The organism is Actinomadura macrotermitis (genome assembly GCF_009604375.1).
Classification (GTDB): domain Bacteria; phylum Actinomycetota; class Actinomycetes; order Streptosporangiales; family Streptosporangiaceae; genus Spirillospora; species Spirillospora macrotermitis.
This window is the reverse complement of record NZ_WEGH01000004.1, coordinates 176,996-201,951: the sequence shown is the minus strand read 5'-3', so window position 1 is coordinate 201,951 and position 24,956 is coordinate 176,996. Positions and strand designations below refer to the sequence as shown.

Below are 24,956 nucleotides of genomic sequence, written 5' to 3'. Positions count from 1 at the left end.
TCAGGCGGGGGAGCTGGTGACGGCGCCGCGCACCAGCTTGCCGACCTCGGCGCGCAGCCGGACGAAGTCGGCGTCGGCGCGGGTGGCGATCTGGTCGCGCTCGGCCGGCAGGTCCACCGCGATCTCGGCGCGGATGCGGCCGGGGTTGCGGCCGAGCACCACGACCCGGTCGCCGAGGTAGACGCTCTCGTCGATGTCGTGGGTGACCAGCAGGATCGTCATGCCGCCGTCGCGGTGCACCTGCAGGACCAGGTCCTCCAGGTCCTCGCGGGTCTGCGCGTCGACCGACCCGAACGGCTCGTCCATCAGCAGCAGCGACGGCCGGTAGGCCAGGGCGCGCGCGATCGACACGCGCTGCTGCATGCCGCCCGACAGCTGCCAGGGGTACTTGCGGCCGGCGTCGGCGAGGCCGACCGACTTCAGCGCCTCCTCGGCGGACGCGCGCCGCTCGGCGCGGGTGCCGCCGCGCCGCTTCAGCGGCAGCGCCACGTTGTCGCGGACGGTCAGCCACGGCAGCAGCGACCGGCTGTAGTCCTGGAACACCACCGCCAGGTCGTCGGGGACGCCGTCGACCGGGGTGCCGTTCAGCACGACCTTCCCGCCGGTCGGGGCGATCAGCCCGGCGATGCAGCGCAGCAGCGTGGACTTGCCGCAGCCGGACGGGCCGACGATGCTGACCAGCTCGCCCTCGGCGACCTCCAGGTTCATGTCGGACAGGACGGTGTGGTCGCCATAGCTGTGGGTCAGCGCGTTGATCTCGAGCATGTCCTTCACCGGGGTAGACGGGCCGGGACGGCCCACGGCGAGTCGCCGTTCAGGTCGTCGGTGTGGGTGATCTGCCGGTACCCGCCGCCGAGCGGGGCCAGCTCGGCGGGGGTGAGCACGTCCTCGACGCGGTCGAAGCCTTCGGGGGCGCGCTCGGCGACGGTGTTCAAGATGGCGTCGCCGGGGTTGGCGCGGTTGCCGAGGACGATCTTGTTGACGGGTTCGCGGCGCGCCGCGTCGTAGGCGGCCAGGCCCGCGGCCGGGGAGGTCGCGCGGGCCAGCTCGAAGGCCAGGACGCGGGCGTCCAGCACCGCCTGTGAGCCGCCGTTGGAGCCGAGCGGGTACATCGGGTGCGCGGCGTCGCCGAGCAGGGTGACGTTGCCGCGGGTCCAGAACGGCAGCGGGTCGCGGTCCACCATCGGGTACTCCAGGATCTCGGCGGCGCCCCGGATGAGGCCGGGCACGTCGATCCAGGGGACCTTCCAGTCCGCGAAGTGGGGGAGGACGTCGGCCAGGGCGCCCTCGCGGTTCCAGTCGGCGACCTCGGTCAGCTCGTCGTGCGGGAGCTGGATCTCGCCGAGCCAGTTCACCAGGGCGCGGCCCCGGTCGCCGGCCTCCTTGGAGATGGGGTAGCAGATGAACTTGGCCTGGTACTTGTTGCCGAGGACCGCCATCGTGGCGTTGTCCAGGAAGGGGTCGGCCTCGGTGACGCCGCGCCAGAGCCGCACCCCGTTCCACAGCGGCGCGCCCTCGCCGGGGTGCAGGGCGCGGCGGACGGCCGAGTGCAGGCCGTCCGCGCCGACGAGCACGTCGGCGGTCTCGGTGGTCTCGGCTCCGGTGGCCTGGTCGCGCAGCCGGACGGTGACGCCGTCCGCGCCGTCGGTGAACCCGCTCAGCGCGGTGCCGGTGCGCACCGCGCCGGCGCCGAGCCGCTCGCGGACCGCGGCGACGAGCAGCATCTGCAGCTCGCCCCGGTGCACGAAGTACTGCGGCCACCGGTAGCCGAGCGCACGGCCGCGGCCCTCGCCCCACACCCGGTTGCCGTGCCGGTCGAAGTGCACCAGCGACTCGGCGGGCAGGGCCGTCCGGGCGAGGTCGTCGCCGAGCCCGAGCCCGATCAGCTCGCGGACGGCGTGCGGCAGCAGGTTGATGCCGACGCCGAGCGGCCGCAGCTCCCGCGCCGACTCCACCACCTCGGCGTCGATGCCGGCGGCGTGCAGGGCGAGCGCGGCGCTGAGGCCGCCGATGCCGGCCCCGGCGATGAGGACGCGCATGACCGTGCTTACTCCAATCGAAAAAGGTGGTCCCCGAAGGGGCGGGCTCAGCCCGTGTTGCGGCGCAGGCCGGCGTGCCAGGCCAGGACGCGGTGCTCCACCAGGTGGAAGACCAGGTTGAACAGGCAGCCGAGGACGCCGAGCAGCACGATCCCGCCCCACATCTGGTCCATGTGGAAGCTCTGCTGCGCAGTGGTGAGCCGCACCCCGATGCCGGTGGTGCTGCCGACCAGCTCGGAGATCACCATCAGGATCAGCGCGAAGCCGAGGCTGACCCGCAGCCCCGCGAAGATCTTGGGGGCGGCCGACGGCAGGATCACCCGGCGCAGCCGCAGCGCGCCGGTGATGCCGAACACCTTGGCGGTCTCCAGCTGGAGCCGGTCGACGGAGCGGACGCCGTCGATGGTGTTGAGCAGCACCGGCCAGATCACCCCGTACACGATCGTGGTGACCTGCAGCTCGGTGCCGAGCTCCAGCACCGCGATGAGGAACGGGATGAGGGTCGGCGGCGGGATCGAGCGGCCGAACTGCAGCAGCGGCTCCAGCACCGCGCCCGCGATCGCCGACCGGCCGATCAGCAGGCCGAGCACGACGCCGGCGACCGAGGCGATGGCCCAGCCGGTGAACAGGTGGGCCAGGCTCGGGCCGAAGTCGTCGAACGCCTCGTCGGTGAGGAACGCCTGGCCCGCCGGCCCGGAGAACCAGACCTCGTGCATCGCCTTGACGATCTTCGAGGGCGGCGGGAAGAAGTCGTCGGCGGCCGAGCGGGCGGCCAGCTCCCAGGCGCCGACCAGCAGCGCCAGCAGCCAGAGCCGGCCGGCGGCCGCCAGCGCCCGGGTGAGCTTTGCGGTCACGAGAGTCCCTCCGTCCGGACGGTGTGCCAGCGGAACGCCCGCCGCTCCACCGTCACCAGCAGGGAGTTGGCGGCGATGCCGAGCAGGCCGGCCCAGACCGCGCCCGCCAGCATCAGGTCGGGGTGGCCGCCGCCGGACTGGCTCTGCATCAGCCAGCCGCCGACGCCCTCGCCGGCGCCCGCGACCAGCTCGGTGCTGACGACCACGACCAGGCCGACCGACGCGGCGATCCGCACGCCGGTGAGCACGAACGGCGCGGCGCTCGGCAGGCTGACGCGCAGCAGCACCGCGGCCTTGCCGAAGCCGAAGCTGCGCAGTGTCTCCTTGGCGACCGGGTCCACGTCCCGCAGCGCGTACAGGGTGTTGATCAGGATCGGCCAGGTGGAGGCGTAGAAGACCAGCGACATCTTGCCCTGGGTGATCGAGCTGAAGGTGACGATGGCCAGCGGGATCAGCGCGAGCGAGGGGATGGGCCGCAGCAGCTCGACCACGAGCCGGGCGGCGTTGTTCAGCCAGGGGGTGGCGCTCAGCAGCAGGCCGAGCAGCACCGAGAAGAGCGTGGCGAGCAGCAGTCCGCCGAGCCAGGCGCGCAGGGTGTCGCCGACCGCGGTGAGGAACTCGCCGTCGCCCGCCATCTCGGCGGCGCGGCCGAGCACCGTCGAGGCGGCGGGGACGGCCTCGCGGTCCACCAGGCCGGTCCGGGTGACCAGCTCGGCGACCGCGAACGCCCCCGCCACCCCGGCGGCGCCGAGCGCGATACGGGTGGTCCTCATCCGTTCTGCGACACCATGGGCTTGACGTCGAACGGCTCCTTGAGGTAGCCGAACTGCTTCATGACGTCGGCCACCCGCTGCAGCCGGGTCGCGTTGGTGGAGGTCGGGAAGGCGGGCAGGTTGATCAGGCTGATCGTCTTCGGGTCCATCTTGGTGAACTTGGGCATCGCCGCGGCGAGCACCGAGCGGTCGCTGGCCAGGGCCTGCGCCTTGACGAAGGCGCGCTGGAAGGCCGCCACCGTCTTGGGGTTCTTGGCGGCGAACTCGTCGGTGGAGGAGAACCCGGTGATCGGGAAGTCCTTGGTCGGGCCGCTGGAGAAGTCGGTCAGGACGCGCGCCCCGATCGTCTGCTGGATCTGGGTGACGAACGGCTCCGGCACGATGATCGCGTCGACCTTGCCGCTCTTGAGCAGCTGCTCCTGCGCCGGGAACGGCGCGACGACCACGTCCTTGTCCTCGTTCACGTTGATGTTGAACGGGGCGAGGGTGGCGCGCAGCAGCAGGCTGTTCTGGTTGCCCTTGGCGTTGGTGCCGATCTTCTTGCCGGCCAGGTCCTTGGGCGAGGCGAGCTTGGAGTCCTTGGCGACCAGCACCCCGTTGAGGTTCTTGGTCATCGAGGACGCCTCGGCCAGGATCTTCAGCTTGAACGCACCGCTGGTGTGGGCCTGGATGATGCCGACGTGACCACCGTGGATGATGTCCAGGCTGCCGCCCTTCAGCAGCGGCAGGCCTTCGGCGGCACCGGTGATGGTGCGCATCTTCACCTTCAGGCCCTCGGCCTTGAAGAAGCCCTTGTCGATGGCGATCTGGATGGCGGCGCCCTCGGTGATGGGCATCACGCCGACGTTGATCTCGGACTTCTCCAGGCCGTTGGCGGATTTCTTGTCGTCACCGCCGCACGCCGTCATGGACAGGGCTAGCGCGGCGGCGACCACGCCGCCGAGGGAGACACGGCTGAGACGAGCGAACTTCATGAACGCTCCTTCACGGGGGCGTAAGGATGGGGAAGGGGCCGTCCGGACGGCATGATCGTCGCAGACCCTAGCGCAGTGACCCACGGTGATCATCCGTGGTTCCGGGATGTTTACCTAGGTGAGATACAAACCGGTCACGCGGCACGTTCCACATACGGAACGTGACGAATACATCGAAGAACGGAATGTCTAAACTTCGGGTTGGTCCTAGGGATTACTCTGTGCTCCAATGACCCACGCCCCAGAGGTCACAAAGGTCACAGGCGCCCCACAGCGAGGTCGGCCTCCCGGTGACCGCCGGGCCCCCCGCCCAGCCCGAATGCCATGAGAGGTGATGGAGGGAAGTGCGACCAGCAACGCCAGCGGACCGTCTCCCGGGTCCCGAAGCTGAGTCCCTCCGCGACGGCGGGGGTGACCGGCCCCGGGCGCGGACGCGCCGCGGCCGGTTCCGGCTCGCCGACCGCCGCGTCACCACCCGGCTGATCGCGCTCATCGTGATCCCCGCCGCCGTCGCCGGCATCCTGGCCGGCCTGCGCGTGCGCGACGCCATGAACGACGCCGCCGTCTACACGCGCGTCGAGCACCTGGCCACGCTGGGCGACCGGCTGGCCGGGCTGGTGCACGAGCTGGAGGAGGAGCGCGACCTCACCGTCCAGTTCCTGTCCCTGCCCACCAGCGCGCGCACCGGCAGGGCGCAGGACGTGCGCAACCAGCACGACGCCACCGACCGCGCCGCCCGCCTGGTGCGCGGCGCGACCGACGGCGTCGACGGCGACTACTCGCCGCAGGCCATCGCCAAGGTCCGCGACATCCGCTACCGGCTGGACAACCTCGCCACGGTGCGCCGCACCGCCTCGGGCGAGAACGCCTCGGCGTTCGCCACCCTGGACATCTACAGCCAGGTCATCGCCTCGCTGCTGGAGTTCGACGACCTGATCGCGCAGGGCAGCCCGAACGCCGCGCTCTCCGAGAGCACCCGTGCGTTCGCCTCGCTCGCCCGCGCCAAGGACTTCGCCTCCCAGGAACGCGTCCGCGTCACCATGACGCTGCTGAAGGGCCGGTTCGCCAACCCGGCCGACCGCGAGCACCTGGAGGCCATGCGCTCCCAGCAGGACACCCAGATCGCGCTGTTCCGCTCCGCCGCCACGGTCGAGCAGCGCCAGCACTTCGAGGACGTCGTCACCGGCCCCGAGATCGGCCGGCTGGAACTGCTCTACCAGCAGGTGCTGGTGCGCTCCGACGCCTCGCGCACCCTGTCGGTCCGGCCGCTGCGCGCCCGCGACGCCGCCGGGTGGGACCAGGCCGCCTCCTCGCGCATCCAGCAGATGCGCACGGTCGAGCGGCGGATGTCCTCCTCCCTGGTGAACACCAGCCGCTCCCTTCAGGACGACGCCTGGCGCGCGGCCTTCACCGACGCCGCCGTGCTGCTGATCGGCCTGCTGCTCGCGGGCCTGGCCACCATCATCGTCGCCCGCTCGCTGGTGCGGCCGCTGCGCCGCCTGCAGACGGGCGCGCTGGAGGTCGCCGGCACCCGGCTGCCCAGCCTGGTCGACCGGCTGCGCGACCCCGAGGCCGCCGCCGGCGGCATCGAGGTCGAGCCGATCGACGTCGACTCCGCCGACGAGATCGGCCAGGTGGCCCGCGCGTTCGACGAGGTGCACCGCGAGGCCGTCCGCCTCGCCGCCGACGAGGCCGTGCTGCGCGGCAACATCAACGCGATGTTCGTCAACCTGTCGCGCCGCAGCCAGACCCTCATCGAGGGCCAGCTCCAGCTGATCGAGAAGCTGGAGCAGAGCGAGCGCGACGAGGAGCAGCTGGCCAACCTGTTCCAGCTGGACCACCTGGCCACCCGCATGCGCCGCAACTGCGAGAACCTGCTGGTCCTCGGCGGCCAGGAGCAGGTGCGGCGGCGCAACCAGCCGGTCCCGCTGATCGACGTGGTGCGCGCCTCGCTGTCGGAGGTGGAGCAGTACGAGCGGGTGTCGCTGCGGGTGCACGGCGACATGACCGTCGCCGGCCCGGTCGTCAACGACCTGGTGCACCTGCTGGCCGAGCTGATCGAGAACGCCACGGTGTTCTCCTCCGAGCAGACCAAGGTCACCGTCTCGGGCCAGCTGCTGAGCGGCGGCGGCGCGATGCTGCAGATCAACGACAACGGCGTGGGCATGGCCCCCGACGTGCTGGAGCAGGCCAACTGGCGGCTGGCCAACCCGCCGGTCATCGACTTCGCCGCGGCCCGCCGCATGGGCCTGTTCGTGGTCGGCCGCCTGGCGGTCCGGCACGGCATCCGGGTGGAGCTGCGCGCCGCGCAGGGCGGCGGCCTCACCGCGTTCGTCATGCTGCCCGAGGGCCTGATCATCCCGTCCGAGGCCGGCGTCGGCGGCGGCCGCTTCGGCGGCCGCGCCCCCGAGCCGCGCACCGCCGGCGGCGTCGCGCTGGCCGAGCAGCCCCCGATGGTCGCCGAGGAGCCGCTGCCGGGCGCCCGCCCGCACCGCGGCGGGACCGGCCCGCTGCCGCGCGTCGACGCGGGCGGCCCGGTCATGCGCACCACCGCCCCGCAGCCCGTGGTCCGCGACAGCGGCGCCCACCCGATGTTCGGCCCGCGCGACGGCTCGGCCGGCGCCGCCGCCAACGGCGCCGCCGAGAGCTGGGACGAGGCCCCCGAGATCCGGCCCGCCTACGGCGGCGGGCGTCCCGACGTCCCCGGCCCGCAGCCGGTGTTCGGCGGCGAGTCCCGCGACCGCGACACCGGGGCCCATCCGATGTTCGGGCCCCGCGACGGCTCGCTCAACGGCGCCGGCGCCGGTGGCGCCGCCGGGTGGAACGACGCCCCGGAGGCCCGGCCCGCGTACGGCGGGCCCCGCCGCGACACCGGTGCCCAGCCGGTGGTCGGCGACGCCCGCCCGCCCGGCCGCGACACCGGTGTGCAGCCGGTCGTCCACGACGCTTTCGGGCAGTCCTTCGGCCATGAGCAGACCGAAGAGCGGCCGCCCGCCGGCGGCCACGGCGAAGGCGGCGACCGGTTCGCGACCGGGGCGCAGCCGATGATCAACGACACCGGCGCGCAGCCGGTCGTGCCGCCCGCCCGGCCCGAGGCCGGCCTGCCGGTGCGCCGGCCCGGGGCGCAGCTGCCCGGGCGTCCGGGCGCCGCGGCCGTGCCCGAAGCCCAGCCCGTGATGCCGGAGCGGACGGCGCCGCCCCGGCGCGTCTCCTGGGACACCGGCCCGCTGCCGGAGACCCCGGCGGACCAGCGTGCCCAGGACGGCGCGCCCGCGGGCCCGTCCGCGCCGTTCACGCTGGAGGAACCCATTCCGGAACCGCCCGCTCCCGAACCGCCCGTGGCCGTCCGCCCGCCGGCCCGCCCGCCCGCCCGCTCGCCCATCTTCGACGCCATGCAGTCGGAGTGGTTCCAGCGCCGCGACGGCGGCCCCGGCGGGAACCAGGACCCCGCGCGGGGCTGGGCCTCGCCCGCCGACGCCGGGTTCGAGGCGGCCGCGGCCGCCGCCAAGCCGGCGGCCGACCGCCGCACCTCGGCCGGGCTGCCCAAGCGGGTGCCCGGCAAGAACCGGGTGCCCGGCGCGGTGGCCGCCCAGCCGGCCCCGCCCGTGGTGCCGCAGGCCGAGCAGCAGCCGGCGGCCCCGGCCCCGTCGGCCGAACAGGTCCGCAACCGGTTCTCCAGCCTGCAGCGCGGCGTCCACAAGGGACGCAGCGAGACCCGCGGTGAGCCCGGCAGTGAACGCCCGTCGTGGAATGACGGAGAGACAGGAGGAACCCGGTGAACGGGCAGGATCTCAACTGGTTGGTCACCAACTTCGCGGACCGGGTTCCCAAGGTCGCGCACGCCGTGGTGGTCTCCTCCGACGGCCTGCCGATGGCCTACTCGGCCGGGTTCCCGCCCGAGCGCGCCGACCAGCTGTCGGCGATCGCCTCGGGGCTGATGAGCCTCACCCAGGGCGCCGCGAAGATCTTCGACGCGGGCGGGGTGAACCAGACCGTCGTGGAGATGGACCGCGGGCTGCTGTTCGTGATGTCCATCGCCAACGGCTCGGTGTTCGCGGTGCTGGCCGCGCCCGACTGCGACCTCGGCCTCGTCGCCTACGAGATGACGCTGCTGGTCGAGCGGGTCGGCCGGGTGCTGACGCCCGCGCTGCGCGGCGGGCTGGAGCAGCCGCCCTATCCGCCGGTGACCGAGATGGGCGCCGGCCCGGCCCGTTACTGAACTGACTGATTCCGGCGGAGGTCGGCGTGGTGGAGCGAGGCAGGCATTACGGGCCCGGATGGCCGGGCGATCCGGGTGCGGGGCAGGGCGTGCCGGAGGAGCCGGCGGCCAGTTCCCTGGTGCGCCCGTACGCCGTCACCGGCGGGCGCACCAAGCCCCGGTACGACCTGGCGATCGAGGCGCTGGTCTCCACCGTGCCGCAGCCGCCGCGCGACGTCGCCGGGCTGACGCCCGAATACCGGGCGATCATGGACCTGTGCCGGTCGGCCCGCTCGGTCGCCGAGGTGTCGGCGCTGCTGCGGCTGCCGCTCGGGGTGGCCCGGGTCCTGGTCGCCGACATGGCTCTTGAGGGACTGCTGCGGTTGCACCAGTCGCGTCCCACCGGTACGCAGCCGGACCTCCGCCTGCTGGAAAGGGTTCTGAGTGGACTACGCAAGCTCTGACCGGGCCGCCGGGCCGGACCCCGAGCTCACTTCGGTCAAGATCGTCGTGGGTGGCGGCTTCGGCGTCGGCAAGACCACCTTCGTCGGGTCGGTGTCGGAGATCATGCCGCTGACCACCGAGGCGGTGATGACCGCGGCGAGCGCCGAGGTCGACGACCTGTCGGCGGTCCCGGACAAGACGACCACCACGGTCGCGATGGACTTCGGCCGCGTCTCGCTGGACCGCGAGCTGATCCTGTACCTGTTCGGCACCCCCGGGCAGCACCGGTTCTGGTTCATGTGGGACGACCTGGTCAAGGGCGCGATCGGCGCGGTGGTGCTGGTCGACACCCGGCGCCTGGCCGACTGCTTCGCCGCGGTGGACTACTTCGAGGAGCTCGGGCTGCCCTTCGTGGTCGGCGTCAACGGCTTCCACGGGGAGTTCCAGTACGCGGTGGAGGACATCCGCGAGGCGCTGTCGATCAGCCCCTACGTGCCGATCGTGGAGTGCGACGCGCGCAGCCGCGAGTCGACCAAGTCGGTGCTGATCACGCTGGTGCAGCACGCGATGACGGTGCAGACCGCGCCGCCGGGCGGGATGGCCGCGCAGCGGGGCTGACCCGGGCCCCGGGCCGGGAACGGATCTTACGGTCGCGTAGGCATGTGTGCAGGATGCATGATAAATCCCCGTGACCGACCATAGACCCGTCCTGGGGACCCCGATGCTCGACCTGGAGAAGATCGACACTTTCGTCGCCCTCGGCGACAGCTTCACCGAGGGCATGAACGACCCCGACCCCGCAGGCGCGCCGGACGCCTTCCGGGGATGGGCCGACCGGCTCGCCGAGCACCTGGCGCAGGTCCGTCCCGGCCTGCGGTACGCCAACCTTGCGGTGCGCGGCAAGCTGCTGCGCCAGATCGCCGAGGACCAGGTGCCGGCCGCGCTGGAGCTGGCGCCCGACCTGGTGACGCTGTGCGCCGGCGGCAACGACATGATCCGCCCGGGCGCCGACCCCGACGCCCTCGCGGTGCTGTTCGACGACGCGGTGCGGCGGCTGCGCGGCGGCGGAGCCGAGGTGGTGCTGTTCACCGGCTTCGACACCCGCAGCCTGCGCTCGGGCCACCGCATCCGCGGCAAGGCCGCGACCTACAACATGCACCTGCGGGCCATCGCCGACCGGCGCGGCTGCCACGTGGTCGACCTGTGGTCGTCCACGGCGTTCTACGACCCGCGCGCCTGGTCGGAGGACCGGCTGCACCTGTCGGCCGAGGGGCACCGGCGGATGGCGCTGCGGGTGGCCGAGGCCCTCGGCGTCCCGGCCGCGCAGAGCTGGCGCGAGCCGTGGCCGCCGCTGGAGGCGCCCGCCGACTGGCTGACGCTGCGCCGCGAGGACATCCACTGGGCGCGCACCTACCTGCTGCCGTGGATCGGGCGGCGCGCGCGGGGCCGCTCGTCCGGCGACGGCCGCGCCCCGAAGCGCCCGACGGCCCTCCCGCTCTAGGGCGCGGGCCCCGGAGGACGGGGCGGCGGCCCGCGGCGTCGGGGGTCGCCGCAGGCCGCCGCGTCCGGGGACCGGTCAGGTGGCGAGCGCCTCGTCCAGCGTCCCGACCACCGTCATCCGGCGGTTCAGGCCGGTGACCTCCAGGGTGCGGCGCACCACCGGCCGCGGCCCGGCGAGGGTGAGGCTGCCGCCCGCGGCGGTGACGTCCTTGTAGCAGCCGACCAGGACCGACAGGCCGATCGCGTCCATGTACTCCAGATCGGCCAGGTCGAGGACCAGGTTCTCGCCGTGGTCGCGGCGGGCCGAGCGCAGGCACCGCTGCAGCTCCTGCGAGCCGGCGGCGTCGAGTTCACCGCGCAGCCGGACCAGGGCCCGTCCGGCGTGGGCGCGGGTGGTGAGCTCGAGAGGTCGCACAGGGTATCCCTCTTCCTGCCGGGGCGTCTCCGCGGAGGGGACCGGCAGACGTTTTCCTTATGACAACTATTGCCGAGGAACGCCCGTCTGCCAACCCGTGCGGCGTGCCGGGAAGGGATGTGCCCGGTCGGGGCCGCGCCATAGGGTGCTGGGCAGACCCGTACGCCGACGCTCCTTCGCTGAAAAGGACATTCCCGGTGAATGCTCCCCGCCTGCCGGAACACCTCGAGCTGCTGCTGACCGACGAGCCCGTCCTGGACGTGTACGCGCACGGACCGTGGCGGGTTCCGGACGGCCTTTACGAGGAGCTGCGCGGCCGGGCCGTCGGGCTGGACCGGGACCGGCGCGCGGCCGTGTTCGTCCGGCGCCTGTCGGACTTCTACGGCCGCGGCGCCACCGCCGTCGGCGCCGAGCTGTGGTCGCAGCTGACGTTCCTGCTCGGCGCGGCCGCGCTGCGCGGCGGCTCGCGCGGCGACGTCGACTACGAGGTGCTGTCCGACTTCCTGGCCGCCCCCGAGAAACCCGTCCGCGACCCGCTCGGCTGGTTCACCCAGGGCGGCCGGTGGCGGCCGCCGGGCCTCTGGCTGCCCGAGCCCGCCGGCGACGACCCCGAGCGCCGCGCGGTGATGTACGAGCTGGCCCGCGAGTGCCTGGAGGTCTTCGCCGGGCTGGAGCCGGTGCAGGAGCGCCGCGCCGCGCTGGCGGAGCTGTTCGAGCGCCGCGCCGCCGACCCCGGCCTGCGGCGTGAGGACCTGGCCGTCCCGCACGACCGGCTCGCCGAGGTGTGGACGGCCGGGCTGCCCGACGCGACCGTCCAGGTGCTGCCCGAGCTGGCCGGGCCGCTGTCCTACCTCGGCTGGGCCTGCTCCGGCCTCGCCGCCGCGCACGGGCGGCTCACCGCCGCCCTCGGCGAGGACGAGCCGTTCACGACGGCCCTCGCCCGGCTGCTGCTCGCCATGGACGTCACCGTCGCGCCCGCCGAGCTGGCCCTCCCGCTCGGCACCGGCGGCTACACCGCGCTGCAGGAGCGGCTGCGCGCGCTGCGCGGGGACTTCGCCGCCGAGGTCTGGCAGCGCGAGGTGCGCGACCGGCTGGCGCGCGGCCTGGTCGCGGGGGAGGCCGACGCCTGCCGCGCCTGGCTGGACCTCGGCAACCGCGTCCTCGGCGCGGTGAAGGGGCTGCCGGACGCCGCGATCGGCCCGCGCAGCCCGCTGCCGGTCCGCCACTTCCAGGCCGACCTGCGGCGCCTGTTCACCTACCGGCGCATCCTGCACCCGGGCGCCATCGAGGCGCCGGCCCCCGCCTCCGGGCAGCCCCGCCCCGAGTCCGCGAAGCCCATGGAGCCCGCGGAGCCGGCGGGGGAGTTCCTGGTCGAGCAGCCGCAGCTGACCGCCGCCCTGCACGACGCGCTGACGGCGCGCCTGGCGGGGGAGCGGCCCGTCCGGCTGCTGGTGGCGGGCCCCGAGGGCACCGGCAAGGGCACCGCCGCCGAGCTGGCGCAGCGCGTCCTCACCGAGCGCGGCATCGTCCGCGACGCGCTGTGGATCTCCGACCAGGTGTTCGCGGCCCTCACCGTCAGCGACGCGGTGCTGTGGCTGCAGGCCCGGGTCCGCGAGTGCGTCGAGGGCCGGCTGCTGCTCGTCGTCGACGACCTGGAGCGCCTCGCCGCCGCCGAGCGGTGCGGCCCGGCCGCCGCGGAGGAGCTGCGCCGCCTGCTGGCCCGCTCGCCCGCGCTGGACGTCGTCGCGCTCTGCCGCCCCGGCGGCGACCGGCGGCTGTTCGAGGCCAACCCGGCGCTGGTGCGGGCGTTCGACACCGCCGCCACCCGCGACTTCACCGAGACCGGGTTCGCCGAGCTGTTCCGCCGCGCCGCCGCCGCGCGCGGCGCGGCGGTCTCGGCCGAGGTCGCCGCCGCCGCCGGGCGGCTGCTCGCGCGCACCCCGCCGGTGGACAACCTGCGCGGCGCGCGCCTGGCCGACCGGCTCGCCGCGCAGTGCGCCGCGACCGCGCTCACCCGCGCCGACAGCGAGGCCGCCGAGATCACCACCGCGGACCTGCCGCAGCACGCCGCCGGCGGCGTCCGCGACCCCGAGGACGAGCTGGCCGGCCTGATCGGCCTGGACCAGGTCAAGCGCGCCGTGCGGGAGCTGTTCGCCGAGGCCAGGGCCGTGCACCTGCGCCGCGAGGCCGGCATGGCCGCGGCCGGCACCCGGCCCGGCCACCTGGTGTTCGCCGGCAACCCCGGCACCGGCCGCCGCACCGTCGCCGGGATCGTCGGCCGCGTCTACGCCGCGCTCGGCGTGCTGCCCGAGGGCCGCCTGGTCGAGGCCGACCGCGCCGACCTGCTCGGGGAGTACGCCTCCGACACCGTGCTGAAGGTGCGGCGGGTCGTGCAGCGCGCGCTCGGCGGGGTGCTGGTCGTCCGCGACGCGCACGCCACCGACCCGGCCGACCCCGCGCGCGCCCGCGAGGTGATCGACGCGCTGCTCGCCGCGCTGCACGCCAACCCCGGCGACCTGCTGGTCGTGCTGACCGGCCCGGAGGCCGAGCTGAACGGGATGCTGGCCTCCCACCCCGACCTCGCCGCGCTGTTCCCCCGGATGATCCGCTTCCCCGACCTGTCGGCCGGCGAGCTGGTGCAGGTCTTCCAGCGCGGCGCCGCCGAGGCCGGGTACGCGCTCGGCGAGGGCGTCGCGGAGAAGGTCGGGGCGCTGCTGCGCGCCGCGCCGCGCGAGCGCGGCGTCGCCAACGCCCGCCTGGTCGCCGGGCTGCTGGAGTGGGCGGTGGCCGCGCAGGGCCGCCGGGTGCTGGCCGACGGCGTCGTCGACGAGACCGAGCGGCTGGACGAGATCCTGCTCGCCGACGTCCCCGACTCGCTGCTGCAGGCCCGCGAGCGGCCGGCCGGCGACCCGCTCGCCGAGATCGATCGGCTGATCGGGCTGGAGGAGGTCAAGGAGGAGATCCAGCGGCTGGTCTCCGACGCCCGCATCGAGCCCGACCGGCGCGAGGCCGGCCTGCCCGCGCAGGCGCCGGCCCGGCACATGGTGTTCGTCGGCAACCCCGGCACCGCCAAGACGACGGTGGCGCGGCTGCTGGCCGGCGTCTACGCCGAGCTCGGCCTGCTCGCCTCCGGGCACCTGGTCGAGGTGACCCGCGCCCAGCTCGTCGGCGAGTACGTCGGGCAGACCGCGCCGAAGGTGCAGGCGGCCGTCGAGCGCGCGCTCGGCGGGGTGCTGTTCATCGACGAGGCCTACGCGCTGGCCCCCGGCGACCCGGGCGGCCGCGACTTCGGCCAGGAGGCGATCGACGCGCTGGTGCAGCTCATGGAGCGCCACCGCGCCGACCTGGTGGTGATCGTCGCCGGGTACGAGGAGCCGATGAAGGGGTTCCTGGCCGCCAACCAGGGCCTGGCCGGCCGGTTCCCGCGCACGCTGCGCTTCCCCGACTACGACGACGACCGGCTGCTGGAGATCTTCGTGGCGATGACGGCGGAGAAGGGCTTCGTCCTCGGCGACGGGGTGCTCGCCGCGGTCCGCGCGCGGCTGGCCGCCGAGAAGCGCGACGAGACGTTCGGCAACGCCCGCCTGGTCCGCAACATCCTGGAGGAGGCCATCTCCCGGCAGGGGCTGCGGATCACCCAGGCGCCCGCCTGGCACGACGAGCACGACAAGGCGGCCGCGGTGCGCCTGCTGCTCCCCGAGGACGTCCCCCCGGCCCCGCCCAGGGGGACGCCCCGCAAGTTCGGCTTCTAAGCGGCGTGGTAGGCGGCGGCCTGGAGGGAGTACAGCTCGGCGTACAGGCCGCCGGCCGCCATCAGCTTCGCGTGGTCGCCCTCCTCGATGACCCTGCCGCCGTCCAGCACGTAGATCCGGTCGGCGTGCCGGACGCTGGCCAGGCGGTGCGTGATCAGCAGCACGGTGCGGCCGTCGGCGTGCGCCCGGATCCGCTCGAACAGGTGGTGCTCGGCGCGGGCGTCGAGCGCGGCGGTCGGCTCGTCGCAGATCAGCAGCGGCGCGTCGCGGAAGAAGCCGCGGGCGACCGCCAGCCGCTGCCACTGGCCGCCCGACAGCTCCGCGCCGCCCTCGAACCGGCGGTCCAGCAGCGTCTGGTAGCCGCGCGGCAGGTCGGCCACCACCTCGTCGGCGCCCGCCGCGCGGGCCGCGGTGAGCATGCCGTCCTCCCCGTCCCCGTCCCCGCCGCCGCGGCCCATGGTGATGTTCTGCGCGGCGGTCATCGGCCAGTGCGTGTACTCCTGGGCGATCACCGCGATCCGCTCCCACACCCGCTCGGGCGCGACGGTGCGCAGCGGCACCCCGTCCCAGCGCACCTCACCGCCGTCGGGGTCGTACAGGCCCGCCATGATCTTGGCGAGGGTGGTCTTGCCCGAGCCGTTCTCGCCGACCAGGGCGACGACCTCGCCGCGCCGCAGCGTCATCGAGATCCCGTTCAGCGAGCGCTTCTCCGCGCCGGGGTAGGTGAAGGTGACGTCATGGACCGCGATCTCGTCGAACCGGCCGGGCAGCTCGCCGGTGGCGGTCTCGGCCGGGCGGGCGGGGGCGAGCGCCTCGGCCTTGTCGCACAGCCGCAGGTAGTCGCCGAAGTACAGGCCCTCCTCGTAGCACTGGTTGACCGCGTAGACCAGATTGGCGAGCGAGCTCTGCCCGGCGCGGATCGCCAGCACGGCGGTGCCGGCCACCGCGAGCGGCACCGCGCCGCTCCACAGCATGAGGCCGAGCGCGACGTACACGCCCGCCGACGCCACCCCCTGGAGCAGGTCGCCGGTGACCCGCACGATCGTCTGGCGGCGCGCGAGATCGAGCTCCACGCCGCGCTGGTAGGCGGCGAGCCGGTCGTACTCGCCGAGCAGGAAGCCGCGCATGGTGAACGAGCGGACCTCGGCGGCGTGCCGCCGGTCCGCCATCAGGTCCGACAGGATCCACTTGCGGCGGACCACGCCGACCACCGCGAGCTCGACCAGGTACCGCATCCGCGCCGACCGCACCGACGCCCAGCCCTCCGGCAGCGCCGTCAGCAGCAGCAGGGGCAGCAGCAGCGGGTGCAGGACGCCGAGGGTGCCCGCCGCGGCGAACATGCCGACGGCGCCGGTGAGGACGTCCACGGCGGTCCGCACGACGAGGGGCGCCGCCGCCATGCCCGGCCCCTGGGCGCGCTTCAGGTCGTCCAGGAAGTCGGGGTCGTCGAGCGCGGCCAGCTCGACGGCCGTGGTCAGCTCGTACAGCCGCAGCTCCACCAGCCGCGTCACCTGCGGCTGCAGCCGCGACTGCGACCACCCGGCGGCGGCCTGCAGCCCGGCGCGCAGCGCGGCGGCGACCGCGACCAGCACCAGCGACGGCAGCGCCGCGCGCACCCGGTCGGGCGTCGGCCCGGCGCTGAACAGCGCGGTGAGCACCCCGGTCGTGGCGAGCAGCCCGAACGCGGTGAACACCCCGGCGAGCAGGTTGCAGCCGACCGTCACGCACGTGTCGGCGCGGCTGGCCCGCCAGGCCAGGCCGGCGGCCCGGGCGACCACCGACGGCAGTTGCCGGGCCATCACCCGCATGCCGGTCTCGGCGAGCTCCCCGCTGCGGGCCGTCCAGGTGTGGGCGACCAGTTCGGGGAACGGATCGGCCGGTTTCTCCCGTTGCCTTTTCCTGCGCCGCAGCCTCATCCGCCGCCCCTCTCCGATGCGTACGACCCCAGGGGCAGTGTGCATCGGTAGGAGGAGGCCGTCAGGGGAGAACGTCACATGTGAGGGTGACGATGCCCTGCCCCTGATTCATGCGGGGGGCCGACGCGAGCAGGCGCCGGCCTTGTCTAAGGTCGACGGCAGTACCGATACCGGGTCTGGCTCCCAGGCCCCGAGGAGGAGATGCGCGTGGCGCGCAGCAGGCCGGCTCCTGTTCCCGAGGAGGACCCCTACGCCCGCCAGGGCGACCAGCTCCACGGGTACGGCGACCCGTACCGGCAGGGCCCGCCGCCCGGCGGCCGGGTCCGGCGGCCGCACGGCCGGCGCTGGCCGAAAGTGGTCGGCGGGCTGCTGGCGCTCGTGCTGGTCCTGATCGTCGGCGGCTACTTCTTCTTCGACGCGCGGCTGAAGCGCGAGCAGGTGCTCGTCGACTACGCCGGCCGGGTCGCCGACACCCCCGGCACCAACTGGCTGATCGTCGGCTCCGACAGCCGCGCTGGCCTCACCCGCGAGCAGCGGCACAAGCTCGCCACCGGCAAGGCCGCCGGGCGCCGCACCGACTCGATGATGCTGCTGCACTACGGCGCGGGCGGCACCACCCTGGTCAGCCTGCCGCGCGACTCCTACCTGCCGATCCCCGGCCACGGCTCCAACAAGCTGAACGCCGCGTTCGCCTTCGGCGGCCCGAAGCTGCTGGTGCGGACGCTGGAGGGCGCCACCGGCGTGCACATCGACCACTACGCCGAGATCGGCTTCGGCGGGTTCGTCGGGGTGGTCGACGCGATCGGCGGCGTCGACATCTGCGTCAAGAAGCCGATGAAGGACCCCAAGGCGGGCCTGGACCTGCAGCCGGGCTGCCAGACGCTGGACGGCGGGAAGGCGCTCGGCTACGTGCGCACCCGCGCCTCGGCCCGCGCCGACCTGGACCGGGTGGAGCACCAGCGGCAGTTCTTCGGCGCGCTGATGAAGAAGTCCACCAGCCCCGGGACGCTGCTGAACCCGATGGCGAGCATCCCGCTGGCGATGAACGCCACCTCCAACTTCCTGGTCGACGACGGCGACCACCTGTACGACCTGGCCCGGATGATGTGGGCGATGCGCGGCGTCACCGGCGGGGACGGCGTCACCACCACCGTCCCGATCGGCGGCGCCGGGTCCTCGCCGGTCGCCGGCGCCTACATCACCTGGAACCGCACCCTGGCCGGGCAGCTGTTCGGCGCGCTGAAGGACGACCAGCCCGTCCCGCGGAGCGCCGTCACCAAGTGAGCCCGCCGCGCTCGTCGCGATTAGGGCGCGTTCGCCTGGTTAGAGACCAGGACATGACCGATGTGAAAGCCGGGGCGGACGAACTGGACAACCTGCCGACCGCCGAACTGCACGACGCGGCGGTGAAGCGGGCCAAGGAGCGGCACGACGCCCGCTTCCTGTGGGACCTGCTGCGCGCCATCCCCGCCGCGGCCGCCGCCGTGGGGGAGGTCGACCGCGCCGAGTTCGACATGTTCCACGGCCTGTCCCTGCTGGAGGAGTTCCGCAATGCGGGCGAAGGGGACCTCGGTGAGGCGCTGCGGCCCATGTATGTGAGCTATCTCACCGAGCACGGCATGCCCAAGGCGGACTGACCGCCCCACCAGCGGAGATGTCCCGGCGGCCCCGTTTCGGCGGGGTCGCCTGGCCGGGTTTTTGTGCCGCGTTGGTCTATGCCCTCCCAGCCTGGGGAATCACTCTGTGTAGGCGAGTGACCGCGGAAGGTGGGGGACGTGAACAAGAAGCACTTGAAGCTCGGCGCGATCGCGTTTGTCGTCTGGTACGTGATCAGCAGGCCCGAAGGGGCCGCCAGCCTGGTCAACAGCGGACTGGGCGGGCTCGGCACCGCGGCCGAGTCGATGTCGCAGTTCGTGAGCGCCATTCCCTGACCCGGGAACGCCGCCCGCCCCGTGCCCGGAATCCGGGTACGGGGCTCTGTCGTTCCCGATAGGCCGTCAGCGTCCGCTAGCCCCTTGGTCACAGTAAAATCCCGCTTTGCGGGTCGGAGCAGATGGGCACAATCTGATCGGGTCAGTGTGTCGCTGCGCTACAACAGGGACGGCGTTCGGATGAAGAAGAACCTCCGCTATGTGGCCATCGCCTTCGTCATCTTCTACTTGCTCACCTCCCCCCGGGCCGCGGCTCAGGTGGTGAACAACGCGTTCGACCAGCTCGGCAACGCGGGCAAGTCGCTTTCGGTGTTCGTGAGTGATCTGGGGACCTGAGCCGGGGCCGGCGCGGCGCCGGCGGTGCACACGGCGGGGCGGCGGTGCGCCGATCTTCTAGGATCGGCCACATGTCTGTCTTCGACGTAGAGATCGCAGGACTGCGGACCGGGTCCGCGGACCTAGGGCAGTACCGGGGCAAGGCCGTGCTCGTCGTCAACGTCGCCTCCAGGTGCGGCCTGACCCCGCAGTACGAGGGTCTCGAGAACCTGCAGAAGCGGTACGCCGAGCGCGGTTTCACCGTCCTCGGCGTGCCCTGCAACCAGTTCATGGGGCAGGAGCCGGGAACGGCGCAGGAGATCGAGCAGTTCTGCTCGACGACCTACGGCGTGACCTTCCCGATGACCGAGAAGGTGGAGGTCAACGGGGAGGGCCGGCACCCCCTCTACCGAGAGCTCGTCGGCGTCCCCGACGTCGAAGGGCACACCGGCGACATCCGGTGGAACTTCGAGAAGTTCCTCATCGCCCCCGACGGCACGGTCGCCGCGCGCTTCGCGCCGCAGGCCGAGCCGGAGTCGGACGAGGTCGTCGCCGCCATCGAGAAGGCCCTGCCGGCCTGATCCCCGGCCCGTGCGGCGGCCGGGTGTGCGGTGTGCGTCACACGCCGTGCACCCGGCTTGTCGCCGGTTGACACCGCGTCTAGCTTTGTCGCAACGCGATATGACGTGGAGGTGCCCCATGGGCTGGACGGCGTCCGACATCCCTGATCTGCACGGGAAGCGGGCCATCGTAACCGGCGCCAACAGCGGCATCGGCTACCACACCGCGCTGCAGCTGGCCCGGCACGGCGCCGCGGTGGTGCTGGCCTGCCGCAGCGCCGAGCGCGGGCGGCACGCCCTCGGCAAGATGACCGCGGCCGTCCCGGACGGCGACATCACCCTGGCCTCGCTGGACCTGGCCGACCTGGCGTCGGTCCGCGAGTTCGCCAAGCGGCACGGCGACGGGCCGCTGGACCTGCTGGTCAACAACGCCGGCGTCATGGCGCTGCCGCACCGCACCACCGCCGACGGCTTCGAGATGCAGTTCGGCACCAACCACCTCGGGCACTTCGCGCTGACCGGCCTGCTGCTGCCCGCGCTGCGCTCGGCCGCCGCGCCCCGCGTCGTCACCGTCACCAGCATGGCCGCCTGGATGGGGCGGCCGCGCTTCGACGACCCCAACTGGGAGCGCGGCTACCGCAAGTGGGGCGCCTACGGCTGGTCCAAGCTCGCCAACCTGGTCTTCGCCAAGGAACTGGACCGCCGCTACGCCGGCCTGACCAGCAACGCCGCCCATCCCGGATACGCCGCGACCAACCTGCAGCAGGCGGGCCCGAAGATGGCCGGCAGCGCCCTGCAGGACCGGCTGAACGCCGCCGCCAACGCGCTGGTCGCGCAGTCGGCCGCGATGGGCGCGCTGCCGACCCTGTACGCCGCGACCGCGCCGGCCGCCGAGGGCGGCGCCTGCTACGGGCCGCGCCTGCTCGGCTACCGGGGCACGCCCGCCAAGGCCATCATGCCGGGCCAGGCGGGCCGCCCCGAGACGGGCCGCCGGCTGTGGACCCTGTCGGAGGACCTGACCGGCGTCGCCTACGACCCGGCGTGACGGCGCGCCGCCCTCCGCCGGGAGCGATCAGATCGGCAGGGGGCGGAAGACCCCGCCGGGGTCGTAGCGGCGCCACAGCTCCTTCACCCGCGCCCCGGTGGCGCCGGGGTAGGAGCGGTCGAACGCGTCGGCGCCCGTGGTGCTCTCGAAGTTCACGTACGAGCCGGGGCCGTGCGCCCAGACCGGCTCCCAGGCCCGCCTGAGGTCGTCCCAGGTGCCGGGCGGCGGGAACAGCGGGCTGGCGAAGACCTTGGCGTCGCGGTGCGCGAACGCCGTGGCGTCCGCCGCGACGTCGTTCGGCGCGCCGCCGATCCAGCGCAGGTGCACCATCGCCCCGGGCAGGACCCGCGCGGCGCGCATCAGCGCGCGGGCCGCCTCCGGCGTCATCTCCGGCAGCAGCGCGCTGGTGCTGGACGCGCGCTGCTGCCCGGCGTTGCGGTGCTCGTGCGCGGTGGACACGAGGGCGGTGTAGGGGGCCATCCGCGCCTTGGCCTGGAGCGGCCGCGGGCCCGACAGCAGGGGCCGCAGGGCCGCGCGCACCGCCTCGGGGTCGTCGGCGGCGACGGCGGCGGTCACCACGAGCACGGCGCGGCTCCCGTCGCGGGCCAGGAACGCGCCGGTGGTGACCTCCCGGGGCGAGGCGGCCATGGCGGCGGCCCAGCGGACCAGCGCCTTCCCGTCGGCCTTGGCCTCGAACGCCATCTCCACGACGCCGATCCGGCGCAGCGGCATCGCCTCGATCTCGACCGACGTCACGACGCCCACGCCGGCGCCCGCCCCGCGCACGGCCCAGAACAGGTCCCGGTGGCGGCGCTCGTCCGCGCGCACCTGCGTGCCGTCGGCGAGCACCACCTCGGCGGCGCGGACGTTGTCGACGGTGAGCCCGTACCGGCGGACGAGCCAGCCGATCCCGCCGCCGGTGGCCAGGCCGCCCACCGCCACGTTGCCGTGGTCGCCGGAGCTGATCGCCAGCCCGTCCCGGGCGAGCCGCTCGGCGACCGCGCCCCAGCGGGCGCCCGGCCCGAGCCGCACCAGCCCCGCCGCGCGGTCCAGGACCTCGACGCCGTTCATGCCCGACAGGTCCAGCACCACGCCGCCGTCGTTGGTGGACCGGCCCGACATCGCGTGGCCGCCGCTGCGCACCGTGAGGGCCAGGCCCTGGTCCTGGGCGGCCGCCAGCGCGGCGGCGGCGTCGCGGGCGTCGCGCGCGAGCACCACGGCGGCGGGGCTCCCGACCCGGGTGTAGGTCGAGCGCAGCAGCCGGTAGCGCGGATGGCCGGGCTCCACGACCCGGCCCGCCAGCTCGGGCGGCGCGGCGAAGGCCGCCGCCGCGGTGGTCATCTTTCCGCCGTGCGCCGGTGAATCATGGGTCAAGTCTGGTGAGCGCGGTCCGCCTTGCCCATCCGGCGGGTAGCAACTTACTTTAGGTAAGTGCTTTCACCGGATCAGCGCACCCTCGACGAGGCCGCCGCCGTCCCCGATCTCGACCTGGGCACCTGCCAGGCCTACCAGCGCCTGCTCGAGCTCGTCGGCCGGCGCTGGACGGGCGCCGTCCTGCTGGCCGCCAACCGCGGCGCCCGCCGGTTCCGCGACTACCGCCGCATGGTCCCGGGCATCTCCGACCGGCTCCTGTCGGCGCGGCTGAAGGAGCTGGAGGAGCTCGGCCTCCTGGAGCGCGAGGTGGTCCCGACGACCCCGGTCCAGATCCTCTACCGCCCGACGCTCCAGGGCGCCGAGTTCATGGCGGCCATCGGCCCCCTGGTCACCTGGGGCACCCGCCACGTGCAGTCCGGCGGGCCCGCGGCGGACCGCTAGGAGGCCCCGCCGCCGAGGCCGTGCACGGCCTGGGCGACGGCCGCCTCGATGACGGCCTCGGCCCGGCCGGGGCGGCGCTGCGCCGCGCCGGCGGCGGCGTCCACCACGCCCTGCACCAGCTCGGCGCGCAGCCCCGGATCGGGCACCCCGGCCTCGGCCAGCGCGGTGACCAGCGGCTTCATCAGCATCGCGTGCCCGTCGCGGATGCGCTCGCGGGCGGGCTCGGCGAGGGCGTGCTCCACCAGCGCGACGGCGGCGGCGTGCCGCCCGTCGGTCATCACCACCAGCTGCGCCCGGACGTAGGCCTCGATCTTGCCGACCAGGTCGGCCGGTCCGCTGAGGGCGCGCTCGGTCAGCTCCGCCCAGCGCGGCAGCTCCTCCTCCACGATCGCGGCGACCAGGTCGTCGCGGGAGCGGAAGTACTCGTACAGGCTCGGCCGGGACAGGCCGACGCGGCGGGCGAGCGCCGCCAGCGACAGCGCCTCGATGCCCTCCTCGGCCACGAGGGCGCGCGCGGCGTCGAGCAGCGTCCTCAGCTGGCGGGCGCGGTGCTCGGCGACGGTGGGCTCGCTGATCTTCGGCACCCGCCCATTCTACGTTTTCCGACAGGCTGTCGGTAACTTGGCATTCCGACAGGCCGTAGGTATCTTTGCCTACACACTGTCGGAAACAAGGAAGGCCGTCATATGTGGTTCCTCGCCTGGCGGGAGATCCGTCACGGGCGCGTGCGCTTCGGGCTGACCGCCGTGCTCGTCGGGCTCGTCGCCTTCCTGGTGTTCATGCTGACCGGCCTCGCGGTCGGGCTCGGCGAGGCGGGCGTGTCGGGGCTCCAGCGGCTGCCCGGCCAGGTCGTGGTCTACTCGGCCGGCGCGGAGAAGACGGTCTCGCGCAGCGCGCTGCCGGAGTCGGCCGCCGCGAAGATCGCCGCGGTGCCGGGGGTGACCGCCGTCCGCCCGCTCGGCCAGTCGATGGCGCAGGCCGGCGGCCTGCCGGTCGCGCTCATGGGCGTGGACACCCGTGCCGGCGGGATCGTCCTGGACCGGACCTTGAAGGCGCGCGTGGGGGACACGCTCACCCTGCAGCCCGGCGGCGTGCGGGTCCGCGTCGCGGGGTTCGCCGACCTCGGCTCGGTGCAGCACACCGCCGTCGCCCGGGTGCCGCTGGAGGTGTGGCGGAGGACCCAGCCCGCCAGGCCAGACGCCGGCGTCTACCTGGTGGACGCCCGCGACCCCGCCGCCGCGGCGAAGGCGATCGCCGCCGCCGTCCCGGGCACCGAGGCCGTCACCAAGGACGCCGCCATCGAGGCCGTCCCCGGCTACGCCGCCGAGACCGGCACCGTCACCATGATCCGCGGCTTCCTGCTGGCGGTCGCCGCGCTGCTCATCGGCACCGTCTTCTGGATCTTCACCATGCAGAAGGAGGCGACCCTGGCGGTGCTGCGCGCCACCGGCGCCCGCGCCCGCCTGCTGGTCGGCTCCTACCTGCTCCAGGTCGCCGCGACGACCGCGCTCGGCGTGCTGCTCGGCTTCGCCGCCGTCCTCGCCATCGGCGCCGCGATGCCCGCCGGGACCTTCTCGCTGCCCGGCCGGTCCGCCGCGCTGTCGGCCGCCCTGCTGGCCGCCCTCGCGCTCGGCGCCTCGGCCGGCTCGCTGCGCCGCCTGCTCACCGTCGACCCGCTGCTGTCCCTCGGGAGGAACGCATGACCGCCGCGCTCGCCACCGCCCCCCTCGCCCTGCGCGGCGTCCGCCACTCCTACGGCGACGCCGAGGTCCTGCACGGCGTCGACCTCACCTTGGACCGGGGCGAGCTGGTCGCCCTGCTCGGCCCGAGCGGGTCGGGCAAGACGACCCTGCTCGCCGTCGCGGGCGGCCTGCTGAAGCCGACCGCCGGCGAGGTCTCCCTGCTCGGCGCGGACATGACCGGGCAGCGGCTGGACCGGATCGCCCGCCAGGTCGCCTACATCCTGCAGGCCGGCGCGCTGATCCCGTACCTGACGGTCCAGGAGAACCTGATCGCCCGCCGCGTCGTCACCGGCCACCGGCCGACCGCCGCCGACCAGCGGGACGCCGCCCGCCTGCTCGCCGCCGTCGACCTGGCCGGCAAGGCCGGCCGCTACCCGGACCGGCTGTCGGGCGGCGAACGCCAGCGCGCCTGCGTCGCGCAGGCCCTCTACACCGGCGCGCCGGTGCTGCTGGCCGACGAGCCCACCGCGAGCCTGGACCGCGCGCGGGGCCGCGCCGTCATGGAACTGCTGGCCGCGCACGCCCGCGACACCGGCGCCGCCGTCCTGGTCGCCACCCATGACGAGCGCTCCCTGGACCTGGCCGGCCGCACCCTCGCCATCGAGGACGGAGTGCTCACCGGCTGACAGCCGCCGCGGAAGATCGCGCCCAGGCCTTGTTTTGACGATCACCCCTGGGCAGAT

The 24,956-nt window shown here is 74.2% G+C and carries 24 protein-coding genes; 15 read left to right on the top strand and 9 right to left on the bottom strand.

What is annotated here, in order from left to right:
- Genes ACRB68_RS29505 through ACRB68_RS29485 form a run of 5 tightly spaced genes read right to left on the bottom strand, consistent with a single transcriptional unit; the run spans window position 1 to window position 4,640 of the window.
- Window positions 1-765, bottom strand: coding sequence for an ABC transporter ATP-binding protein (locus tag ACRB68_RS29505; protein WP_153538305.1), 765 nt, complete (start codon window positions 763-765; stop codon window positions 1-3).
- A 5-nt stretch (window positions 766-770) separates the two neighbouring features.
- Window positions 771-2,039, bottom strand: coding sequence for a flavin-dependent oxidoreductase (locus tag ACRB68_RS29500; protein ID WP_153538303.1), 1,269 nt, complete (start codon window positions 2,037-2,039; stop codon window positions 771-773).
- A 47-nt stretch (window positions 2,040-2,086) separates the two neighbouring features.
- Window positions 2,087-2,893, bottom strand: coding sequence for an ABC transporter permease (locus tag ACRB68_RS29495; RefSeq protein ID WP_328594939.1), 807 nt, complete (start codon window positions 2,891-2,893; stop codon window positions 2,087-2,089).
- Window positions 2,890-3,666, bottom strand: coding sequence for an ABC transporter permease (locus ACRB68_RS29490; RefSeq protein ID WP_153538301.1), 777 nt, complete (start codon window positions 3,664-3,666; stop codon window positions 2,890-2,892). Before ACRB68_RS29490 ends, ACRB68_RS29495 begins: the two co-directional genes overlap by 4 nt.
- Window positions 3,663-4,640: an ABC transporter substrate-binding protein gene (locus ACRB68_RS29485; RefSeq protein ID WP_153538299.1), complete on the bottom strand. Its 978-nt coding sequence runs from the start codon at window positions 4,638-4,640 to the stop codon at window positions 3,663-3,665. Before ACRB68_RS29485 ends, ACRB68_RS29490 begins: the two co-directional genes overlap by 4 nt.
- A 344-nt stretch (window positions 4,641-4,984) precedes the next feature.
- Between ACRB68_RS29485 and ACRB68_RS29480 the strand changes: the two genes are divergently transcribed.
- From ACRB68_RS29480 to ACRB68_RS29460, 5 genes are all read left to right on the top strand, one after another.
- Complete coding sequence (locus ACRB68_RS29480) at window positions 4,985-8,419, top strand: sensor histidine kinase (RefSeq protein ID WP_328594938.1); 3,435 nt, start codon at window positions 4,985-4,987, stop codon at window positions 8,417-8,419.
- Complete coding sequence (locus ACRB68_RS29475) at window positions 8,416-8,859, top strand: roadblock/LC7 domain-containing protein (protein WP_328594937.1); 444 nt, start codon at window positions 8,416-8,418, stop codon at window positions 8,857-8,859. The genes ACRB68_RS29480 and ACRB68_RS29475 overlap by 4 nt, the downstream gene beginning before the upstream one ends.
- A gap of 29 nt (window positions 8,860-8,888) precedes the next feature.
- The gene (locus ACRB68_RS29470) at window positions 8,889-9,302 is read left to right on the top strand and encodes a DUF742 domain-containing protein (RefSeq protein ID WP_407924318.1); all 414 of its coding nucleotides are present in this window, start codon (window positions 8,889-8,891) and stop codon (window positions 9,300-9,302) included.
- Window positions 9,283-9,900 carry a GTP-binding protein gene (locus ACRB68_RS29465; RefSeq protein ID WP_328594935.1) on the top strand — a complete coding sequence of 206 codons (618 nt, stop codon included), beginning with the start codon at window positions 9,283-9,285 and terminating at the stop codon, window positions 9,898-9,900. The genes ACRB68_RS29470 and ACRB68_RS29465 overlap by 20 nt, the downstream gene beginning before the upstream one ends.
- 103 nt (window positions 9,901-10,003) lie before the next feature.
- Window positions 10,004-10,783, top strand: coding sequence for an SGNH/GDSL hydrolase family protein (locus tag ACRB68_RS29460; RefSeq protein ID WP_153539261.1), 780 nt, complete (start codon window positions 10,004-10,006; stop codon window positions 10,781-10,783).
- A 75-nt stretch (window positions 10,784-10,858) separates the two neighbouring features.
- Here ACRB68_RS29460 and ACRB68_RS29455 read toward each other — a convergent pair whose 3' ends face one another.
- The gene (locus ACRB68_RS29455; RefSeq protein ID WP_194293506.1) at window positions 10,859-11,197 is read right to left on the bottom strand and encodes an STAS domain-containing protein; all 339 of its coding nucleotides are present in this window, start codon (window positions 11,195-11,197) and stop codon (window positions 10,859-10,861) included.
- Between the two features lie 197 nt (window positions 11,198-11,394).
- Between ACRB68_RS29455 and ACRB68_RS42630 the strand changes: the two genes are divergently transcribed.
- Window positions 11,395-14,949, top strand: coding sequence for an AAA family ATPase (locus ACRB68_RS42630; RefSeq protein WP_153538293.1), 3,555 nt, complete (start codon window positions 11,395-11,397; stop codon window positions 14,947-14,949).
- Here ACRB68_RS42630 and ACRB68_RS29445 read toward each other — a convergent pair.
- Window positions 14,946-16,865 (bottom strand): ABC transporter ATP-binding protein, encoded by a 1,920-nt coding sequence (locus ACRB68_RS29445; protein ID WP_153538291.1) that lies wholly within the window; start codon window positions 16,863-16,865, stop codon window positions 14,946-14,948. The two genes, ACRB68_RS42630 and ACRB68_RS29445, sit on opposite strands and share 4 nt — an antisense overlap.
- A 207-nt stretch (window positions 16,866-17,072) precedes the next feature.
- Here ACRB68_RS29445 and ACRB68_RS29440 point away from each other — a divergent pair, with 207 nt between their 5' ends.
- The 6 genes from ACRB68_RS29440 to ACRB68_RS29415 all read left to right on the top strand — a co-directional run bounded on the left by ACRB68_RS29440 (window position 17,073) and on the right by ACRB68_RS29415 (window position 20,716).
- Window positions 17,073-18,149, top strand: coding sequence for an LCP family protein (locus ACRB68_RS29440; RefSeq protein WP_328594934.1), 1,077 nt, complete (start codon window positions 17,073-17,075; stop codon window positions 18,147-18,149).
- Window positions 18,150-18,202: 53 nt separating this feature from the next.
- On the top strand, window positions 18,203-18,502 hold the full coding sequence (locus ACRB68_RS29435; protein WP_153538287.1) for a hypothetical protein: 300 nt from the start codon (window positions 18,203-18,205) through the stop codon (window positions 18,500-18,502).
- A gap of 138 nt (window positions 18,503-18,640) precedes the next feature.
- Window positions 18,641-18,796 (top strand): hypothetical protein, encoded by a 156-nt coding sequence (locus ACRB68_RS29430; RefSeq protein ID WP_153538285.1) that lies wholly within the window; start codon window positions 18,641-18,643, stop codon window positions 18,794-18,796.
- 147 nt (window positions 18,797-18,943) lie between these two features.
- Window positions 18,944-19,132 carry a hypothetical protein gene (locus ACRB68_RS29425; RefSeq protein WP_153538283.1) on the top strand — a complete coding sequence of 63 codons (189 nt, stop codon included), beginning with the start codon at window positions 18,944-18,946 and terminating at the stop codon, window positions 19,130-19,132.
- 71 nt (window positions 19,133-19,203) lie between these two features.
- Window positions 19,204-19,692, top strand: a complete 489-nt coding sequence (locus ACRB68_RS29420) for a glutathione peroxidase (RefSeq protein WP_153538281.1) — start codon at window positions 19,204-19,206, stop codon at window positions 19,690-19,692.
- Window positions 19,693-19,810: 118 nt separating this feature from the next.
- Window positions 19,811-20,716 (top strand): oxidoreductase, encoded by a 906-nt coding sequence (locus tag ACRB68_RS29415; RefSeq protein WP_153538279.1) that lies wholly within the window; start codon window positions 19,811-19,813, stop codon window positions 20,714-20,716.
- A gap of 27 nt (window positions 20,717-20,743) precedes the next feature.
- Here the strand turns inward: ACRB68_RS29415 and ACRB68_RS29410 are convergent, their stop codons facing one another.
- Window positions 20,744-22,057 carry an FAD-binding oxidoreductase gene (locus ACRB68_RS29410; RefSeq protein ID WP_153538277.1) on the bottom strand — a complete coding sequence of 438 codons (1,314 nt, stop codon included), beginning with the start codon at window positions 22,055-22,057 and terminating at the stop codon, window positions 20,744-20,746.
- A gap of 90 nt (window positions 22,058-22,147) precedes the next feature.
- Here ACRB68_RS29410 and ACRB68_RS29405 point away from each other — a divergent pair, with 90 nt between their 5' ends.
- The gene (locus ACRB68_RS29405) at window positions 22,148-22,531 is read left to right on the top strand and encodes a winged helix-turn-helix transcriptional regulator (protein WP_328594933.1); all 384 of its coding nucleotides are present in this window, start codon (window positions 22,148-22,150) and stop codon (window positions 22,529-22,531) included.
- On the opposite strand, the gene ACRB68_RS29400 is transcribed toward ACRB68_RS29405, so the two are convergent.
- Window positions 22,528-23,115, bottom strand: a complete 588-nt coding sequence (locus ACRB68_RS29400) for a TetR/AcrR family transcriptional regulator (RefSeq protein WP_328594932.1) — start codon at window positions 23,113-23,115, stop codon at window positions 22,528-22,530. The two genes, ACRB68_RS29405 and ACRB68_RS29400, sit on opposite strands and share 4 nt — an antisense overlap.
- 102 nt (window positions 23,116-23,217) lie before the next feature.
- Between ACRB68_RS29400 and ACRB68_RS29395 the strand changes: the two genes are divergently transcribed.
- Window positions 23,218-24,234, top strand: coding sequence for an FtsX-like permease family protein (locus ACRB68_RS29395; protein WP_153538275.1), 1,017 nt, complete (start codon window positions 23,218-23,220; stop codon window positions 24,232-24,234).
- Window positions 24,231-24,899, top strand: coding sequence for an ABC transporter ATP-binding protein (locus tag ACRB68_RS29390; protein ID WP_153538273.1), 669 nt, complete (start codon window positions 24,231-24,233; stop codon window positions 24,897-24,899). The genes ACRB68_RS29395 and ACRB68_RS29390 overlap by 4 nt, the downstream gene beginning before the upstream one ends.
- Window positions 24,900-24,956: the final 57 nt, after the last annotated feature.

Bases quoted from the DNA above. Each gene is read 5' to 3' on its own strand.
- ACRB68_RS29505 (WP_153538305.1), bottom strand. From the start codon at position 765: ATGCTCGAGATCAACGCGCTGACCCACAGCTATGGCGACCACACCGTC.
- ACRB68_RS29500 (WP_153538303.1), bottom strand. From the start codon at position 2,039: ATGCGCGTCCTCATCGCCGGGGCCGGCATCGGCGGCCTCAGCGCCGCG.
- ACRB68_RS29490 (WP_153538301.1), bottom strand. From the start codon at position 3,666: ATGAGGACCACCCGTATCGCGCTCGGCGCCGCCGGGGTGGCGGGGGCG.
- ACRB68_RS29485 (WP_153538299.1), bottom strand. From the start codon at position 4,640: ATGAAGTTCGCTCGTCTCAGCCGTGTCTCCCTCGGCGGCGTGGTCGCC.
- ACRB68_RS29460 (WP_153539261.1), top strand. From the start codon at position 10,004: ATGCTCGACCTGGAGAAGATCGACACTTTCGTCGCCCTCGGCGACAGC.
- ACRB68_RS29445 (WP_153538291.1), bottom strand. From the start codon at position 16,865: ATGAGGCTGCGGCGCAGGAAAAGGCAACGGGAGAAACCGGCCGATCCG.
- ACRB68_RS29435 (WP_153538287.1), top strand. From the start codon at position 18,203: ATGACCGATGTGAAAGCCGGGGCGGACGAACTGGACAACCTGCCGACC.
- ACRB68_RS29420 (WP_153538281.1), top strand. From the start codon at position 19,204: ATGTCTGTCTTCGACGTAGAGATCGCAGGACTGCGGACCGGGTCCGCG.
- ACRB68_RS29415 (WP_153538279.1), top strand. From the start codon at position 19,811: ATGGGCTGGACGGCGTCCGACATCCCTGATCTGCACGGGAAGCGGGCC.
- ACRB68_RS29410 (WP_153538277.1), bottom strand. From the start codon at position 22,057: ATGACCACCGCGGCGGCGGCCTTCGCCGCGCCGCCCGAGCTGGCGGGC.
- ACRB68_RS29395 (WP_153538275.1), top strand. From the start codon at position 23,218: ATGTGGTTCCTCGCCTGGCGGGAGATCCGTCACGGGCGCGTGCGCTTC.
- ACRB68_RS29390 (WP_153538273.1), top strand. From the start codon at position 24,231: ATGACCGCCGCGCTCGCCACCGCCCCCCTCGCCCTGCGCGGCGTCCGC.